This window comes from Bittarella massiliensis (ex Durand et al. 2017) (assembly GCF_017566145.1).
Classification (GTDB): Bacteria; Bacillota; Clostridia; order Oscillospirales; family Ruminococcaceae; genus Bittarella; species Bittarella massiliensis_A.
Genome location: NZ_JABFCL010000003.1, coordinates 309,102 through 323,595 on the forward strand (window position 1 = coordinate 309,102; position 14,494 = coordinate 323,595).

15 protein-coding genes are annotated in these 14,494 nt (G+C 65.0%); 6 read left to right on the forward strand and 9 right to left on the reverse strand.

Going from position 1 to position 14,494, the window contains the following annotated elements; genetic code table 11:
* Positions 1 to 59 precede the first annotated feature (59 nt).
* Genes HJY11_RS05800 through HJY11_RS05810 form a run of 3 tightly spaced genes read right to left on the reverse strand, consistent with a single transcriptional unit; the run spans position 60 to position 2,098 of the window.
* Positions 60 to 731: an N-acetylneuraminate synthase family protein gene (locus tag HJY11_RS05800; RefSeq protein WP_208075038.1), complete on the reverse strand. Its 672-nt coding sequence runs from the start codon at positions 729 to 731 to the stop codon at positions 60 to 62.
* Positions 728 to 1,633, reverse strand: coding sequence for an SPFH domain-containing protein (locus HJY11_RS05805; RefSeq protein WP_208075039.1), 906 nt, complete (start codon positions 1,631 to 1,633; stop codon positions 728 to 730). The genes HJY11_RS05800 and HJY11_RS05805 overlap by 4 nt, the downstream gene beginning before the upstream one ends.
* A gap of 21 nt (positions 1,634 to 1,654) precedes the next feature.
* Entirely contained in the window at positions 1,655 to 2,098 is a 444-nt protein-coding gene (locus tag HJY11_RS05810; RefSeq protein WP_208075040.1) for an NfeD family protein, read from the reverse strand.
* A gap of 637 nt (positions 2,099 to 2,735) precedes the next feature.
* Between HJY11_RS05810 and HJY11_RS05815 the strand changes: the two genes are divergently transcribed.
* Positions 2,736 to 3,422 (forward strand): phosphoribosylanthranilate isomerase, encoded by a 687-nt coding sequence (locus tag HJY11_RS05815; RefSeq protein WP_208075041.1) that lies wholly within the window; start codon positions 2,736 to 2,738, stop codon positions 3,420 to 3,422.
* Positions 3,423 to 3,503: 81 nt separating this feature from the next.
* On the opposite strand, the gene HJY11_RS05820 is transcribed toward HJY11_RS05815, so the two are convergent.
* From HJY11_RS05820 to HJY11_RS05840, 5 genes are all read right to left on the reverse strand, one after another.
* Complete coding sequence (locus HJY11_RS05820; RefSeq protein WP_208075042.1) at positions 3,504 to 3,917, reverse strand: NifB/NifX family molybdenum-iron cluster-binding protein; 414 nt, start codon at positions 3,915 to 3,917, stop codon at positions 3,504 to 3,506.
* Complete coding sequence (locus HJY11_RS05825; protein WP_208075043.1) at positions 3,914 to 4,765, reverse strand: Mrp/NBP35 family ATP-binding protein; 852 nt, start codon at positions 4,763 to 4,765, stop codon at positions 3,914 to 3,916. Before HJY11_RS05825 ends, HJY11_RS05820 begins: the two co-directional genes overlap by 4 nt.
* Positions 4,766 to 4,769: 4 nt before the next feature.
* Positions 4,770 to 5,126, reverse strand: a complete 357-nt coding sequence (locus tag HJY11_RS05830; RefSeq protein WP_208075044.1) for a DUF134 domain-containing protein — start codon at positions 5,124 to 5,126, stop codon at positions 4,770 to 4,772.
* Between the two features lie 100 nt (positions 5,127 to 5,226).
* Positions 5,227 to 5,373 (reverse strand): hypothetical protein, encoded by a 147-nt coding sequence (locus HJY11_RS05835; RefSeq protein WP_208075045.1) that lies wholly within the window; start codon positions 5,371 to 5,373, stop codon positions 5,227 to 5,229.
* A gap of 176 nt (positions 5,374 to 5,549) precedes the next feature.
* Positions 5,550 to 7,649, reverse strand: a complete 2,100-nt coding sequence (locus HJY11_RS05840) for a glutamine synthetase III family protein (protein ID WP_208075046.1) — start codon at positions 7,647 to 7,649, stop codon at positions 5,550 to 5,552.
* Between the two features lie 561 nt (positions 7,650 to 8,210).
* Between HJY11_RS05840 and HJY11_RS05845 the strand changes: the two genes are divergently transcribed.
* Genes HJY11_RS05845 through HJY11_RS05865 form a run of 5 tightly spaced genes read left to right on the forward strand, consistent with a single transcriptional unit; the run spans position 8,211 to position 13,840 of the window.
* Entirely contained in the window at positions 8,211 to 9,470 is a 1,260-nt protein-coding gene (locus HJY11_RS05845; RefSeq protein ID WP_208075047.1) for a glutamine synthetase family protein, read from the forward strand.
* 35 nt (positions 9,471 to 9,505) lie between these two features.
* Entirely contained in the window at positions 9,506 to 10,075 is a 570-nt protein-coding gene (locus HJY11_RS05850; protein WP_208075048.1) for an ANTAR domain-containing response regulator, read from the forward strand.
* A gap of 18 nt (positions 10,076 to 10,093) precedes the next feature.
* Complete coding sequence (dapF, locus tag HJY11_RS05855) at positions 10,094 to 10,933, forward strand: diaminopimelate epimerase (RefSeq protein WP_208075049.1); 840 nt, start codon at positions 10,094 to 10,096, stop codon at positions 10,931 to 10,933.
* A 36-nt stretch (positions 10,934 to 10,969) separates the two neighbouring features.
* A complete protein-coding gene (locus tag HJY11_RS05860) occupies positions 10,970 to 12,595 on the forward strand; it encodes a CTP synthase (protein WP_208075050.1) in 1,626 nt (541 codons plus the stop codon).
* 42 nt (positions 12,596 to 12,637) lie between these two features.
* A complete protein-coding gene (locus tag HJY11_RS05865) occupies positions 12,638 to 13,840 on the forward strand; it encodes an LL-diaminopimelate aminotransferase (protein ID WP_208075051.1) in 1,203 nt (400 codons plus the stop codon).
* A gap of 64 nt (positions 13,841 to 13,904) precedes the next feature.
* Here HJY11_RS05865 and HJY11_RS05870 read toward each other — a convergent pair whose 3' ends face one another.
* The gene (locus HJY11_RS05870) at positions 13,905 to 14,288 is read right to left on the reverse strand and encodes a metal-dependent transcriptional regulator (protein WP_368041545.1); all 384 of its coding nucleotides are present in this window, start codon (positions 14,286 to 14,288) and stop codon (positions 13,905 to 13,907) included.
* Positions 14,289 to 14,494: the final 206 nt, after the last annotated feature.

The following is a 14,494-nucleotide window of genomic DNA, read 5'->3' on the forward strand; positions in this document are numbered from 1 at the left end:
TGCAGGGTGCAAAAAAGAGCTGTTTGAACCGGTTCAAACAGCTCTTTTCTCTTTGAGAATTACCGCTCTCCGCTGCCCAGGGCCTGCTCGGCCAGGCGCAGGGTATAGACGGCGGCAGCCAGTTGATCGGGGTCGCGCATCCCCTGGGCGGACTGGCGGCCCAGGGGAAACTCCACCACATCGGCCCGCATGGCGGCGGCCATCACCGGCACCACATCGTAGCCGGTGCCGTCGTAGTAGCCAACCCCTTCCTGAAACCGGCCTTTGAGGACGATCATCGCCCGCAGGTTGGCCTCTTCCGGCGGGGCGGGAAAGGCGGGCGAGCCGTGCAGCAGAGTGACCGGCCCGCTGCCGGCGCCGTGCAGGGCGACCAGGGCCTGGCGGAGCAGGTCGGCGGGGGCGTCCTCGGCGCAGAGAAGGACAGGGGCCCCGCTGGCCCCCGCCGCTTTCAGCAGCGGGAGGTCATCCAGGGCGCTTCTCCCCAGCTGCCAGAGGGGCATGCCCAACTGGGCCAGGCGCTGGGCGTGCTCGTCCCTTTCGGGGAGCACCAGTAGGAGGATGCCCAGCGCGGCTGCTTCCTCCTTTAGTTTGGGGTAGTGGGGTTCGGCGACGGCAAAGGGAAGGAGCAGGCCGTTGACCCCTGCCTCGGCGGCGGCGCGGACGAAGAAGTGGGCGTCCTCCTCGCTGTGACAGCCGCGGGTGGCGTCGGCCAGCAGGATGCAGCGGCTCATCTGGCCTGCTGCTCCCCGCCGTCGATGACCAGTTCTTTCAGAGAGGCGGCCAGCCCGGCCATGGACTGGATCTCAGAGGGGATGATGATCTTAGTGGCCCGCCCATCGGCCACCTTCTCAAAGGCCTCCAGGCTCTTGAGGGCGATGACTTTGTCGCCGGGATTGGCCTCGTTGAGCAGGCGCAGGCTGTCGGCGTAGGCCCGCTGTACCATCAAGATGGCCTCTGCCTCGCCCTGTGCCTCGTGAATCTTCTGCTCCTTGACCGCCTCGGCCCGCAGGATGGCCGACTCCTTCTCGCCCTCGGCCACCAGGATCTGGCTGCGCTTCTCGCCCTCGGCCCGCAGGATGGACTCGCGGCGCTGTCGCTCGGCCTTCATCTGTTTTTCCATGGCGTCCTGAATCTCGGCGGGGGGCACGATGTTTTTGACCTCCACCCGGTTGACCTTGATGCCCCATTTGTCGGTGGCCTCGTCGAGGATGGTGGTGATGCGGGTGTTGATGACGTCGCGGGAGGTGAGGGTGTTGTCCAACTCCAGATCGCCGATGATGTTGCGCAGGGTGGTGGCGGTCAAAAATTCAATGGCGGCCATGGGGTTGTCGACACCGTAGGTAAACAGCTTGGGGTCGGTGACCTGGAAGAAGACCACCGTGTCGATCTGCATGGTGACGTTGTCCTTGGTGATGACCGCCTGGGGGGCAAAGTCCACCACCTTCTCCTTCAGGGAGACCTTCTTGGCGACCCGGTCCACAAAGGGGATTTTGAAGTGCAGGCCGGTGGCCCAGGTCTCCCGGTAGGCGCCGATGCGCTCGACGACATAGGCGTTGGCCTGGGGGACTACCCGGATGTTGGACACCAGGATGATCAGGATCAGGGCGACAAGCGCCAGCAGGATGTATTGCATTGTGATTCCTCCTCGTTTTGGTTATTGGGGCTCCCTGTCGACGGGGCGGACAAAGAGCCGGACCCCTTCCAGGCGGCAGACCTGCACCACCGCGCCCTGGGGGATGGTCTCGCCCCCCTCGCTGCGGGCGGCCCAACTCTGCCCGCAGACAAACACCCGCCCGCTGGGGGCCAGGTTGTCCACGGCCTGGGTGATGGTTCCCTCTTTGCCGATGACCATGTCGGCGTTGGTCCGCTGGGCCCGGCCGCTCAAGAATTTTTTGCACAGGGGGCGGGTGGCGGCTAGCAGCAGCCCGCTGACCACAAAAAAGACCAGCAGCTGCACCCACAGGGACTCGGTGAACAGAGAGGTGATGAGACCGGCCACCGCGCCGGCGGCAAACCAGATGGACACCAGGGCCACCGTTGCCGCCTCGGCAATGGCGAAGACGACGATGGCGACCAGCCATCCTATGGCGTAGATCATAAGCAGAGAGCCTCCTTTGCAAGGGACAGGCGGCGCCGGCGATGGACAGAGCCGGCGGAGCGGGTGGAACAGAAGCCGTTTTCCACTGCGGCGCCCCGGCCGTTTGCAGTTGGGATGCCACAGGGGGGCGAGCCGTACAGTGGGGCCATGAGACAGGGAGCAAACGAGGGTTGCGCCCCCTGCCCGGCCCTCTTCAGGGCCATAGCGGCTTTGCGGTTATTATACCACAAGCGCAAAACGCACAGTGGTATTTGGCCATGGGGCAGGGAGCAAGCAAAGCTTGCGCATCTGCCTGGCCATCCCCAGGTATAATAGCCGCCATGCGGTTATTATACCACAGTTTGACCGGAAAAACGATTTTGTCCCCACAAATTGGCCGAATCCCCCAAAAGGAGGGGGCAAGCAGCGCAGCCGTTGCATTTTGCGGGGGAAAGACTCCCCTCTTTTGGCAGTTTTCTCAAAAGGCCGTGATTTGCCCGGCAAGATGGAGAAACTGGCGATATGACCGGCCTTTTTTGCCCCTTTGCGCCCCCCAATTTCGGCAGAAAGCGGATTGCAAAGGCCGTTTGCCCGGTGGTACAATAGAGGCGACAAGTGAGAACCGCCATCTGTTCGAGAGTTGAAGGAGGAACGCCCTATGATCACCCAAATTTATTCCATGCAGACCCCTGAAGAGGCCCTGGCCTGTGTCGAGGCCGGCGCCGACCACATCGGTGTCAACCCCACCGCCAAGAATTCTGGCATGAGCAAAGACGAGGCCATGGCCAAGTGCAAGGCGATCTTTGACGCCGTGGGAGACCGGGCCGTCAAGGTTGCCCTGACCATCGACGACACCCCGGAGGAGCAGATCGAGATCATCGAGAAGCTGCACCCCGACGTGCTGCACGTCTCCGGCGCCGAGGACGACGCCACCCCTGAGCAGGTGGCTGCCTGGAAGGCCAAATACCCCTGGTTGAAGGTCATGCAGGCCGTTCCCATGAGCGGGCCCGAGGCCATTGCGCGCGCGGTCGCCTTCAGCAAGTTCTGCGACATGCTGATTCTCGACTCGGTGGTGCCCGGGGTCATCGGCACCGGTGCTGCCGGTATCACCCACGACTGGGCTTGGGACAGAGCCATTGTCGAGCAGGCCTCCTGCCCGGTCATCATCGCCGGCGGCCTGGGGCCGGACAACGTGGCTGACGCCGTCCGCGCCGTCAAGCCTTGGGGTGTCGATTCTCTGACCAAGACCAACTGCGAAAAGAGCCACATCGGCAAGAAGGACATCGACAAGGTGCGCGCCTTCTGCGAGAATGCGCAGGCCGCGGCCAAGGAACTGGGCATCTAGTTTTTTCGATACGAGTAAAATAAAACTCCCCGTGCCAGAGGGCACGGGGAGTTTTTTTTATCTGTGTGCAAAAAGAATCATCTAGTGTTGGCAACCGCCCTGGCAGCCGCCCGCTTCGCCCTGGCAGCTGTCGTGGTGGTGGCCGTCTCCCTCATGGTGGCCGCCGCAGCCGCAGGAGGGGAGGGGGGCATATTGCAGCTGCCCGTCGAGGTAGCGCTGCACGACTGCCTCAATGGGGCCCTCACAGCCGCCGATGAAGGCGATGCCCTCGGCCGTCAGCTTGTTTTGGGCCCCCTGGCCCATGCCGCCGCAGAGAACCAGTTCGACCCCGTTTTCCTTGAGCAGGTCGCCCAGGAGATCGTGGCTGTGAATGAGGTTTTGGATCTGGCGGGTGGAGATGACCTTTCCATCTTCGACGGTGAAGAGGGTGAAGTCGCGGGTCTTGCCAAAGTGGTGGGAGACCTGCCCGTCCAGGGTGGGGATGGCGATGATCACTTCTCTTCACCCCCCATCAGGGCCTCGACGGCGTCGCAGGCGATGTCCAGAGCCGGGAGCTGCACCTCTTCGATGCGGCCCTCGTCGCAGAGGGCGGCCACTGCCGGGTCGATGGGCAGCCGGCCCAAGAAGGGCAGGGAGAACTGGTTTGCCACCGCCTCGGCCTTGCTGTGGCCAAACAGCTCGATCTGTTTGCCGCAGTCGGGGCAGGCGAGATAGCTCATGTTTTCCAACAGGCCCAGCACCGGGATGTGCATGGCGGAGGTCATGTTCACCGCCTTGGAGACGATCATCGACACCAGGTCCTGGGGGGTGGAGACCACCAGGCAGCCGTCCACCGGCAGGGACTGAAAGACTGTGAGGGGCACGTCGCCGGTGCCCGGGGGCATGTCCACAAAGAGAAAGTCCACATCTCGCCAGATGACGTCGGTCCAGAACTGCTTGACCACCCCGGCGATGACCGGCCCCCGCCAGATGACCGGCGTGGTCTCGGTGTCCAGCATCATGTTGATGGAGATCACCTGGGTGCCCTCGCCGGTGCGGGCGGGGTAGATGCCCAGCCCGTCGGACTGGGCCTGTTCGTGGATGCCAAAGAGCTTGGGGATCGAGGGGCCGGTGATGTCGGCGTCCAGCACGGCGGTCTTGTAGCCGCGCCGGGCCAGGCCGACAGCCAGCATCGAGGTGACGAAGGACTTGCCCACGCCCCCCTTGCCGCTGGCCACCGCCACTATGTGTTTGACCGAGGACAACTCGTGGGGCTTCTCCAAAAAGCTGGCGGGACCCGCCTGCTCTCTCGAGGAGCAGGACTGGGAACAGCTGCTGCAGTCGTGGGTGCATTGCTCTGCCATCAAATCATTCCTCTCCATCTTCTTTTGCCGTGTTGCCGCACAGATTGCAACAGGGGTGGGGCTGGCCCTCCAGCGCCCGACAGCGCAGCCGGTAGCTGCCGCCGCCGATGAGCAGGGCCTTCCCCCCCACCACCGCCTCGGCCACCCGCCGCCTGGCGGCGGTGAGGATGCGCTGGTAGGTGCCGCGGGAGACGCCCATCTGTGCGGCGGCGAGCTGCTGGTCGAGCCCTTCCAAATCCGACAGGCGAAGCGCCTCCAACTCCTCGACGCTGAGGTGGACGCTCCCCTGGGGATGGGGCGGGGAGAACTGGCTGCACCGGGGGACGAAGCAGACCTCTCTGCACTTCTTGATGCGCGCCACGGCAGCTCCCCCCCTTTTCGGCAAAGTGATTGAAACATTTATTTTGTGCAAATGCACAATACGGCAGTATTATACCGCACCCCACAGGGGGCGTCAAGGCCTATTTGTCCCGGCGGCGGCGCAGGACGGCAAAGACACCCAGGGCGATGAGGAGGACGGCCGCCGCCCCCAGGGCGATGTAGAGCCCGGTGGGGGTAGTGGTGGTGTCCCCGGTGAGGGGGGAGAGGGTGAGCAGGGTCGAATACACGGCAAAGCACTCCTTTCGCGCCGGGCCACGGGCCCGGCGGTTTGATTTCCCATTCAGTATAGCACAACCGCCGCCGCACAGCGCCCATTTGGACAAAAAAAGGAAAAAACCGCCCCGGCAGGGCGGAAAATGGGCCCTGCCGGGGCGGTTTTTTTGCGCTGAGGGGCTGGGGAGAGCTACTCGGAAAAGAGGAGCTGCCCGTACGAGGGATAGGGCCAGCAGTCGGCGGCGGTGAGGGTCTCCATCTCGTCGGTGACCGCCCGCAACTTCTGCATGGCGGGGAAGACCGTCTCCCGGCAGCGGTGGGCGCGGGCTGTGAGATCGGGCCCCTCTTTGGCCCCTTGCAGCGCCTCCTCCAGGGCGGCGACGGCACCCGCAAAGCAGTCGCTGAGGGCGGCCAGCTGGCCGATGGTCTCCTCCTCGCACCGGCAGGAGAGGGAGGGGGAGACGGCGCGCTTGGCGCTCACTGCGGCGGCGAGCTGGGCGGTGTAGCGGCTGACGGCGGGGAGGATGTCCCGCCGGGCCATCTCCAACATGGTCTGGGCCTCGATGGAGAGCACCTTGACGTAGTTTTCCAGCAGAATTTCCACCCGGGCGCGCAGTTCCACCTCGCTGTAAATGTGGTGTTTGGACAACAGGGCGATGTTTTTCTCCCGCAAAAAACAGGGGATGGCGTCGGCTGCCGAAGGGAGGTTTGACAGCCCCCGGCGCCGGGCCTCCTCCACCCAGTCGCCGCTGTACCCATTGCCCGAAAAGAGGATGCGCCGGTGCTCTTTGACGGTGCGCGCTAGCAATTTGGACAGGGCCGAATCAAAGTCGCCGGCCCCCTCCAGTTCATCGGCGAACTGGGAGAGACTCTCGGTGACGATGGCGTTTAAGATGGTGTTTGGCCCCGAGATGGAGAGGGCGCTGCCGGGCATGCGAAACTCGAACTTATTGCCGGTGAAGGCAAAGGGGGAGGTGCGGTTGCGATCGGTGTTGTCCAGGGGGATTCTGGGCAGCACGTGCACCCCCACCTTCAGTTCCCCCCGGCCGGCCCCGTCGTAGTGCTCCCCCCTCTCGATGGCCCGCAAAACAGCGGTGAGTTCGTCGCCCAGGAAGATGGAGAGGATGGACGGCGGCGCTTCGCTGGCGCCCAGCCGGTGGTCGTTGCCCGCCGTGGCCACCGAGGCCCGCAGCAGGTCCTGATAGTCGTCCACCCCCTTGATGACCGCGCAGAGAAAGAGGAGAAACTGGGCGTTTTCCCGCGGGGTGTCGCCGGGGTCCAGCAGGTTTTGCCCGCTGTCGGTGCGGATGGACCAGTTGTTGTGCTTGCCCGAACCGTTGACCCCGGCGTAGGGCTTTTCGTGCAACAGGCAGACAAAGCCGTGACGGCGGGCCACCTTTTTCATGGTCTCCATGGTCAGCTGGTTGTGGTCGGCGGCGAGGTTGGCGGTGGTGTAGACCGGCGCCAACTCGTGCTGGGAGGGGGCGACCTCATTGTGCTCGGTCTTGGCGTAGACCCCCAACTTCCAGAGTTCGGCGTCCAGCTGCGCCATAAAGGCCTTGACCCGGTCCTTGAGGGCGCCGAAGTAGTGGTCGTCCAACTCCTGCCCCTTGGGGGCCTTGGCGCCGAAGAGGGTGCGGCCGGTGTACTTGAGATCGGGCCGCCGGTCATAGAGCCGCTCGTCCACCAGGAAGTACTCCTGCTCCACCCCCACCGAGGTGCTCACCCGCTGGGTGGTCTGGTCGCCAAAGAGCCGCAGCACCCGCACCGCCTGGCGGCAAAGGGCCTCCATCGAGCGCAGGAGGGGGGTCTTTTTGTCCAGCGCCTCTCCCCCGTAGGAGCAGAAGGCGGTGGGAATGCAGAGGGTGTTGTCCTTGATGAAGGCGTACGAGGTGGGGTCCCAGGCGGTGTAGCCCCGGGCCTCGAAGGTGGCCCGCAGCCCCCCTGAGGGAAAACTGGAAGCGTCGGGTTCCCCCCGGATCAGTTCCTTGCCCGAAAATTCCAGGATGGCTGTCCCCTCGCCGGCGGGGGCGAGAAAGCTCTCGTGCTTTTCGGCGGTGATGCCGGTCATGGGCTGAAACCAGTGGGTGTAGTGGGTGGCCCCCTTCTCCACCGCCCAGTCCTTCATGGCGCTGGCCACCACGTCGGCCAGGGCACGGTTTTCCCGCCCCAAGCTGCGCCCCTCCCGAATGGTGCGCCGCAGGGCCAGGTAGGTCTCCCGGGGGAGCCGATCCCGCATCGCCTCGTCGCCAAAGACCATGCTGCCAAAACTCTCTTTCACAGTGTTCACAGTCAGTCCCTCCTATCTGGGCGGGTCGTACCGCCCGGCCGTTTCTCCCCCGCAGCTGCGCCTCTCTGGCGGGTGCGGCCGCGGGTATTGGGGTGCTGTTGGAGCCGGGCCTCTGCCCCGCCACTTTGAGAACCAAACAAAAAAAGCGCCGCCGGCCCCGAGGGGCCCGCAGCGCCTTTGCTGTTTCTCCATGCCGGTCAGTATACCCCCGACCGGGGCAGATGTCAACACCCAATTTGCGGTGTTTTCCGGCGGGGGAGGGGGAAAGGCGGTCTGGCGGGGGAGGGAGAACTTGGCAGGGGCGCATAAATTTTTGGGTCTTTCGGGCCAATCTGCCCGCAAAGTGGGTTGACAACCGGCTTTTTCATCGGCTATACTTGCACCAGTGAGTGAACAAAGGCGTTCACCGTGGAAGGGACGAGGCCCCTTCTGCGGTGGACGCTTTTTTGGGTTACAGGGGCCGCGACCGGGGAGGAACACCGGCTTTTGCGCCGCCCAGGACGAGGGCGGGTGCAGGGCCGGCGGGGAAATTCCCGGCCGCCAAACAGGGGAAAGGACGGCGTGGCAGTGGATTACACCGTGGGAGAGATTCTTCAATTTGTGGAGGAAAACGACGTCAAGTTTATTCGGCTGGCGTTTTGCGATGTCTACGGGAGGCCGAAAAACATCGCCATCATGGCCAACCAACTGGAGAGGGCCTTTTCCTGCGGCATCTCCTTTGACGCCTCGGCGGTGCAGGGGTTTTTGCAGGTGGAGGAGTCAGACCTCTTCCTCTTCCCCGACCCGGAGACCATGGCCGTTCTGCCCTGGCGGCCGCAGCAGGGGCGGGTGGCGCGGTTTTTTTGCGACATCCGCCACCCGGACGGACGGCCGTTCGCCGGGGATGGGCGCCACCTGCTCCGACAGGCTGAGGGGGTGTTGGCCGAGATGGGATACACCGCCAAGGTGGGGGCCGAATGTGAGTTCTACCTCTTTTTGCAGGGGGAGGACGGCGAGCCCACCGACATCCCCTTTGACCGGGCGGGGTACCTGGACATGGCCCCCCTCGACCGGGGGGAGGACATTCGCCGGGAGATCTGTCTGACGCTGGAGGAAATGGGCATCCTTCCGGAGAGCTCCCACCACGAACAGGGGCCGGGGCAAAACGAGGTGGACTTCAAATACGACGACCCTCTGCGGGCGGCCGACGACCTCACCACCTTTCGCTCGGTGGTGCAGGTGGTGGCGGCGCAAAACGGCCTCTGCGCCAGCTTTGACCCCAAGCCGCTGCCCGGCGCCAGCGGCAGCGGGCTGCACGTCAACCTCTCGCTGCACCGGGACGGGGTCAACCTCTTTCGGGCCCAGGGGCAGGGCCACAGCTGGGAGGCGGAGGCCTTTTTGGCCGGCATCCTCGAGCGGGTGGAGGAGATCACCGCCTTTTTAAATCCCCTGCCCCAGTCCTACGCGCGGCTGGGTTGCTGCGAGGCGCCGGGCTACCTCTCCTGGTCGCACCAAAACCGCTCTCAACTCATCCGCATTCCGGCGGCCGCAGGTCCCTATGCCCGCATGGAGCTGCGCTCCCCCGATCCGGCCTGCAACCCCTATCTGGCCTTTGCGCTGTTGCTGCGGGCCGGGGCTGAGGGGGTGCGGGAGAGAAAGCCCCTCTGTCCCCCCTGCGATTGCAATCTCTACACCGCCCCGGCGGAGGTTTTACAGGGGGTGCGCCCCCTGCCCCAAGACCTGGACGCTGCTGTGCGGGCGGCCAGGGAGAGCGCCTTTGTGCGGGAGGTTCTTCCCCAGGGGCTCATCCGTCACCTGTTGGAGAGCCGTCAGCCCGGCTAGAAGGCGATTTGCGCGAGGGAGAGGGGGAGTGAGGGATGATGACGGCCCTGTTGGTACAGCCCGCCGGCGAGGGCGGCCCGCTGCCGGGACTGCTGAAACAGGCGGGTTACAGCCAGGTGATGAGCGCCCAGACGGGGGTGAGGGCGCGGCAGCTCATCGCCCGGCAGACCTTTGATTTGATCCTCTGCAACGCCCCTTTGCAGGATGAGACGGGGGAGCGGTTTTGCTGCGACTGCGCCGCCAGAACCGATGCCGGCGTGGTGCTGATCGTCGGCCGGGACCGCGCTGGCGAGATGGGGGAACGGGTGGGCCGCTGCGGGGTGTTCACCGTGCCCAAACCCATGAGCCAGCCGCTGTTTTTCCAGGCGGTGCAGATGGCCCAGATCGCCCGTCAGCGGCTTTGTACCCTGCGCCGGGAGAATGTGCAGCTGCAGAAGAGGATCGACGAAATCCGGCTGGTGGACCGGGCCAAGTGCGCCCTGATTCAGTACTTGCAGATGAGCGAGCCCCAGGCCCACCGCTACCTTGAAAAGCAGGCCATGGACATGCGCCTCACCCGGGCTGAGGTGGCCCGCCGGGTGCTGCAGACCTACGAGGGAGAATGAGGAAGGAGAGACCCGCCGATGAAATACCAGTTTGTCAAGATGGAGGGGTGCGGCAACGACTACCTCTACTTTGACTGTTTCGCCCAGCCGGTCGCCGACCCGGCGGGGCTGGCCCGCCGCTTTGCCGACCGGCATTTCGGGGTGGGGGGCGACGGGGTCATCCTCATCCTTCCAAGCGGGGTGGCCGATGCGAGGATGCGCATCTTCAACGCCGATGGCAGCGAGGGGAAGATGTGTGGCAACGGGGTGCGCTGTGTGGGAAAATACCTCTATGACAGCGGGCGCTGCAAACGGACCGATCTGCGCATCGAGACCGGCAGCGGCGTCAAGTCCCTGCAGCTGGCGGTGGCGGGGGGAGCGGTGCGCGGGGCCACTGTGGGAATGGGCCCGCCCGATCTGCGCCCGGCGGCGGTGCCGGTGCTGCTGCAGGGGGAGCGGGTGGTGAACGCCCCGGTCAAGATCGGGGGGCGGCACTGGCGGATCACCTGTGTGAGCATGGGGAACCCCCACTGTGTGGTCTTTGTCGACAGGGTGGAGGAGCTGGACCTGGAGGCCCTGGGCCCCCTGTTTGAGGGGAGCGGCCTCTTCCCCGAAGGGGTGAATGTGGAGTTTGTGCAGCCGCTGGGCGAGCGCGCCATTAAAATGCGGGTTTACGAGCGGGGCAGCGGCGAGACCCTGTCCTGCGGGACCGGGGCCTGTGCGGCGGCGGTGGCTGCCGTTGCCGCGGGCCACTGCCCCCGGGGGGAGGAGATCACCGTCTCGCTGCCCGGGGGCCGGTTGCAAGTTTGTTGGGGAGAGAGGGAATGCTATTTGAGCGGGCCGGCAGAAACGGTGTTTGGGGGCCAGCTGGAGTGGTGAAAGAGAGCGGCTGAAGAGTCAACGGGAGGAAGAGAGATGGGTCAGAGACAGAGAAAATACGTATTTGTCACCGGCGGAGTGGTGTCGGGACTGGGCAAGGGGATCACGGCGGCCTCGCTGGGCAGGCTGCTCAAGAGCCGGGGGCTCAAGGTCATGGCCCAGAAGCTGGACCCCTACATCAACGTGGACCCGGGAACCATGAGCCCTTACCAGCACGGCGAGGTCTTTGTCACCGAGGACGGGGCCGAGACCGACCTGGACCTGGGCCACTACGAGCGCTTTATCGACGAGAACCTCAACCGGTTCTCCAACCTCACCACCGGCAAGGTCTACTGGAACGTGTTGCAAAAGGAGCGGCGGGGGGAATACCTGGGCGAGACGGTGCAGGTCATCCCCCACATCACCGGCGAGATCAAGGAGTTTATCTATTCGGTGGGGGAGGGCGGCGGCGCCGACGTGGTGATCACCGAAATCGGCGGCACCGCCGGCGACATCGAGAGCCTGCCCTTTTTGGAGGCCATCCGCCAGGTGGGGCAGGAGCAGGGGCCGGGGAACTGCCTTTTCATCCACGTGACCCTGGTGCCCTATATCCCCGGGTCGGAGGAGTACAAGTCCAAGCCGACCCAGCACTCGGTAAAGGAGCTCATGAGCCTGGGCATCCGCCCCGACATCATCGTCACCCGCTCCGATGGGCCCATCGGCGAGGAGGTGCGGGAGAAGATCGCCCTCTTTTGCAATGTGGAGCCCGACTGCGTCATTGAAAATGTCACCCTGCCGGTGCTCTACCAGGCCCCCGGAATGTTGGAGGAGCAGCACTTTTCCGACATCGTGCTGCGGGGGCTGGGACTGGAGGGATTGCCCCCCTGCAACCTGGCGGAGTGGGAGGCGATGCTGCGGCAGATCGGCGCCTGCGAGGGCGAGGTGGAAATCGCCCTGGTGGGCAAATACGTTCGGCTGCACGACGCCTATCTCTCGGTGGCCGAGGCGCTGCGGCATGCGGGCTGTGCCCTCGGGGTGGGGGTGAAGATTCGCTGGATCGAGGCCGAGGAGGTGACCGGCGACACTGCCGGCACCCTGTTAAAGGGCTGCCGCGGGGTGCTGGTGCCCGGCGGGTTTGGAGACCGGGGGGTGGAGGGGAAGATCGCCGCCTGCCGGTACGCCCGGGAAAACGACGTCCCCTACCTGGGCATCTGCCTGGGGATGCAGGTGGCGGTCATCGAATTTGCCCGCCACGCCCTGGGATGGGCGGGGGCTGACTCCAGCGAGTTTGACCCCGACACCCCCTACCCGGTCATCGACCTGATGCCCGACCAACAGGGGGTCGTCTCCAAAGGGGGGACCATGCGCCTGGGGGCCTATCCCTGCCTGCTGGCCGAGGGGTCGGCCCTGCGGGCCGCTTACGGTGAAGCCGCCGTTTCAGAGCGCCACCGCCACCGCTATGAGTTTGGCAGCCGCTTTCGCGCCGCCTTTGAAGAAGGGGGGATGCGGGTCGCCGGCACCTCGCCCGACGGGCGGTTGGTGGAGGCGGTGGAGATCCCCCGCAACCGCTTCTTTGTGGGGGTGCAGTACCACCCCGAATTCAAGAGCCGGCCCAACCGGCCGCACCCCGTCTTCCGCGCCTTTGTGAAAGCCGCTCTGGAGCGGGGGGAGGGGGCGCGGTAGACCGGGGAGAGATCACCTTGCCAAAACAGAGGGGGGATACCGTTGAAATGCAATGAAAATTATCGCAAATTGCAGCCGAACTACCTCTTTTCCACCGTCGCCAAAAAGGTGGCGGAGGAGAGGCAGCGCCATCCGAACAGGCCCATCTACCGCCTGGGGGTGGGGGACGTGACCCTGCCCCTCTGCCCAGCGGTCATCGGTGCCCTCGGCAGGGCGGTGGAGGAGATGGCGGCGGCCGAGACCTTTCGCGGGTACGGGCCCGAGCAGGGGTACGACTTTTTGCGGGAGGGCATTCGGGGGCACTACGCCGAATTTGGGGTCGACCTGGATCGGGAGGAGATATTTGTAAGCGACGGGGCCAACAGCGACCTGGGGAACATCCTCGACCTCTTCTCCAGGGAAAATACCGCCCTTATCCCCGACCCGGTCTACCCGGTCTACCTGGACACCAACATCATGGATGGGCGCAAGATCCTCTTATTGGACGGGCGGGAGGAAAACGCCTTTCTCCCCCTGCCCGATCCCTCTTTGAGGGCCGATCTCGTCTATCTCTGCTCTCCGGGAAACCCCACCGGCGCGGTCTACACCCGCCCGATGTTACAGGAGTGGGTGAACTGGGCCCGGGCCCAGGGGGCTGTCCTCCTCTTCGACGCGGCCTATGAGAGCTTTGTGGTGGGGGAGTTGCCCCACAGCATCTACGAGGTGGAGGGGGCCAAGGAGTGCGCCATCGAGATCAGCTCGTTTTCCAAGACCGCCGGCTTCACCGGGATGCGCTGCGGCTATACCGTGGTGCCCCGGGCCCTGGAACGGGAGGGAATGTCCCTCAACCGGATGTGGCTGCGCCGCCAGACCACCAAGTTTAACGGTGTCTCCTATGTGGTGCAGCGGGGGGCCGCCGCAGTCTTTACCCCCGAGGGGCGGCGGCAGACTGGCGAGGCCACCGCCTTTTACCGGGAGAATGCGGCCCTGATCGCCGCCGCCCTGCGGGAGTTGGGGGTCTGGTTTACCGGCGGCATCTGTTCCCCCTATATCTGGATGGCCTGCCCCGCGGGGATGGGCTCTTGGGAATTTTTTGACCTGCTCCTGCGCGAGGCGGGGGTGGCCGGGGTGCCCGGTGCAGGGTTCGGGAAAAACGGCGAGGGCTTTTTCCGACTCACCGGCTTTGGCGGCCGGGAGGAGACGCTCCAGGCGGTGGGGGCGCTGCGAGCGCTCTACCGCGCCAGGGGCTGGGCCGGTCAGACCTGATAGAAAAAAAGAGGGGGCCTTTTCCCGGCGGGAAAGGCCCCCTCTCTGGGGATGGAGGGGAAAGTCAATGCCCTTCGCCCTCCTCCCGGGCGACGAAGGCCTTGATCTGATCGAAGGACTCCTGACTGATGATGTGCTCGATGCGGCAGGCGTCGGCGTCGGCGATCTCTGCCGGGACGCCGAGGGTGAGGGCCAGATAGCGGGAGATCAGCCGATGGCGCTCATAGACCGCTTCGGCCTTTTGCTGTCCCGCCTCGGTGAGAAGGATGTTGCCCCCCTCCCCCACCTGCACGTAGCCGGCGGATTTGAGAATGCCGATGGCCCGGCTGATACTGGGTTTGGAGAAGCCCAGTTCGGTGGCCACGTCGATGGAGCGGACATGCCCCTGCCGCTGGCGGAGGAGCAGGATGGTCTCCAGGTAGTTTTCACCCGACTCTTGCAGTTTCACGGTACACCTCCCAAAGGTCCGCCCGCGGGGCGGAGAGATGGCCCCGGGCACCAGCCGGGGGCGGCACGAGACCGCTTATAAAGACATTTTAACACATTCTCCCCCCCGCCGCAATCGCCGGCCGGGGGCGGCTTCGCGTTCTCCCTTTGCCGGGGAGACGGCAAGCGGCGGCGCCCGGCCTTGAGGAAGCCGGGCGCCGCCGCCCT

What these genes read in the sequence shown, in the direction of transcription:
- HJY11_RS05800 (WP_208075038.1), bottom strand. Translation starts at nt 731, where the DNA reads ATGAGCCGCTGCATCCTGCTGGCCGACGCCACCCGCGGCTGTCACAGC.
- HJY11_RS05805 (WP_208075039.1), bottom strand. Translation starts at nt 1,633, where the DNA reads ATGCAATACATCCTGCTGGCGCTTGTCGCCCTGATCCTGATCATCCTG.
- HJY11_RS05810 (WP_208075040.1), bottom strand. Translation starts at nt 2,098, where the DNA reads ATGATCTACGCCATAGGATGGCTGGTCGCCATCGTCGTCTTCGCCATT.
- HJY11_RS05815 (WP_208075041.1), top strand. Translation starts at nt 2,736, where the DNA reads ATGATCACCCAAATTTATTCCATGCAGACCCCTGAAGAGGCCCTGGCC.
- HJY11_RS05825 (WP_208075043.1), bottom strand. Translation starts at nt 4,765, where the DNA reads ATGGCAGAGCAATGCACCCACGACTGCAGCAGCTGTTCCCAGTCCTGC.
- HJY11_RS05850 (WP_208075048.1), top strand. Translation starts at nt 9,506, where the DNA reads ATGATGACGGCCCTGTTGGTACAGCCCGCCGGCGAGGGCGGCCCGCTG.
- dapF (WP_208075049.1), top strand. Translation starts at nt 10,094, where the DNA reads ATGAAATACCAGTTTGTCAAGATGGAGGGGTGCGGCAACGACTACCTC.
- HJY11_RS05860 (WP_208075050.1), top strand. Translation starts at nt 10,970, where the DNA reads ATGGGTCAGAGACAGAGAAAATACGTATTTGTCACCGGCGGAGTGGTG.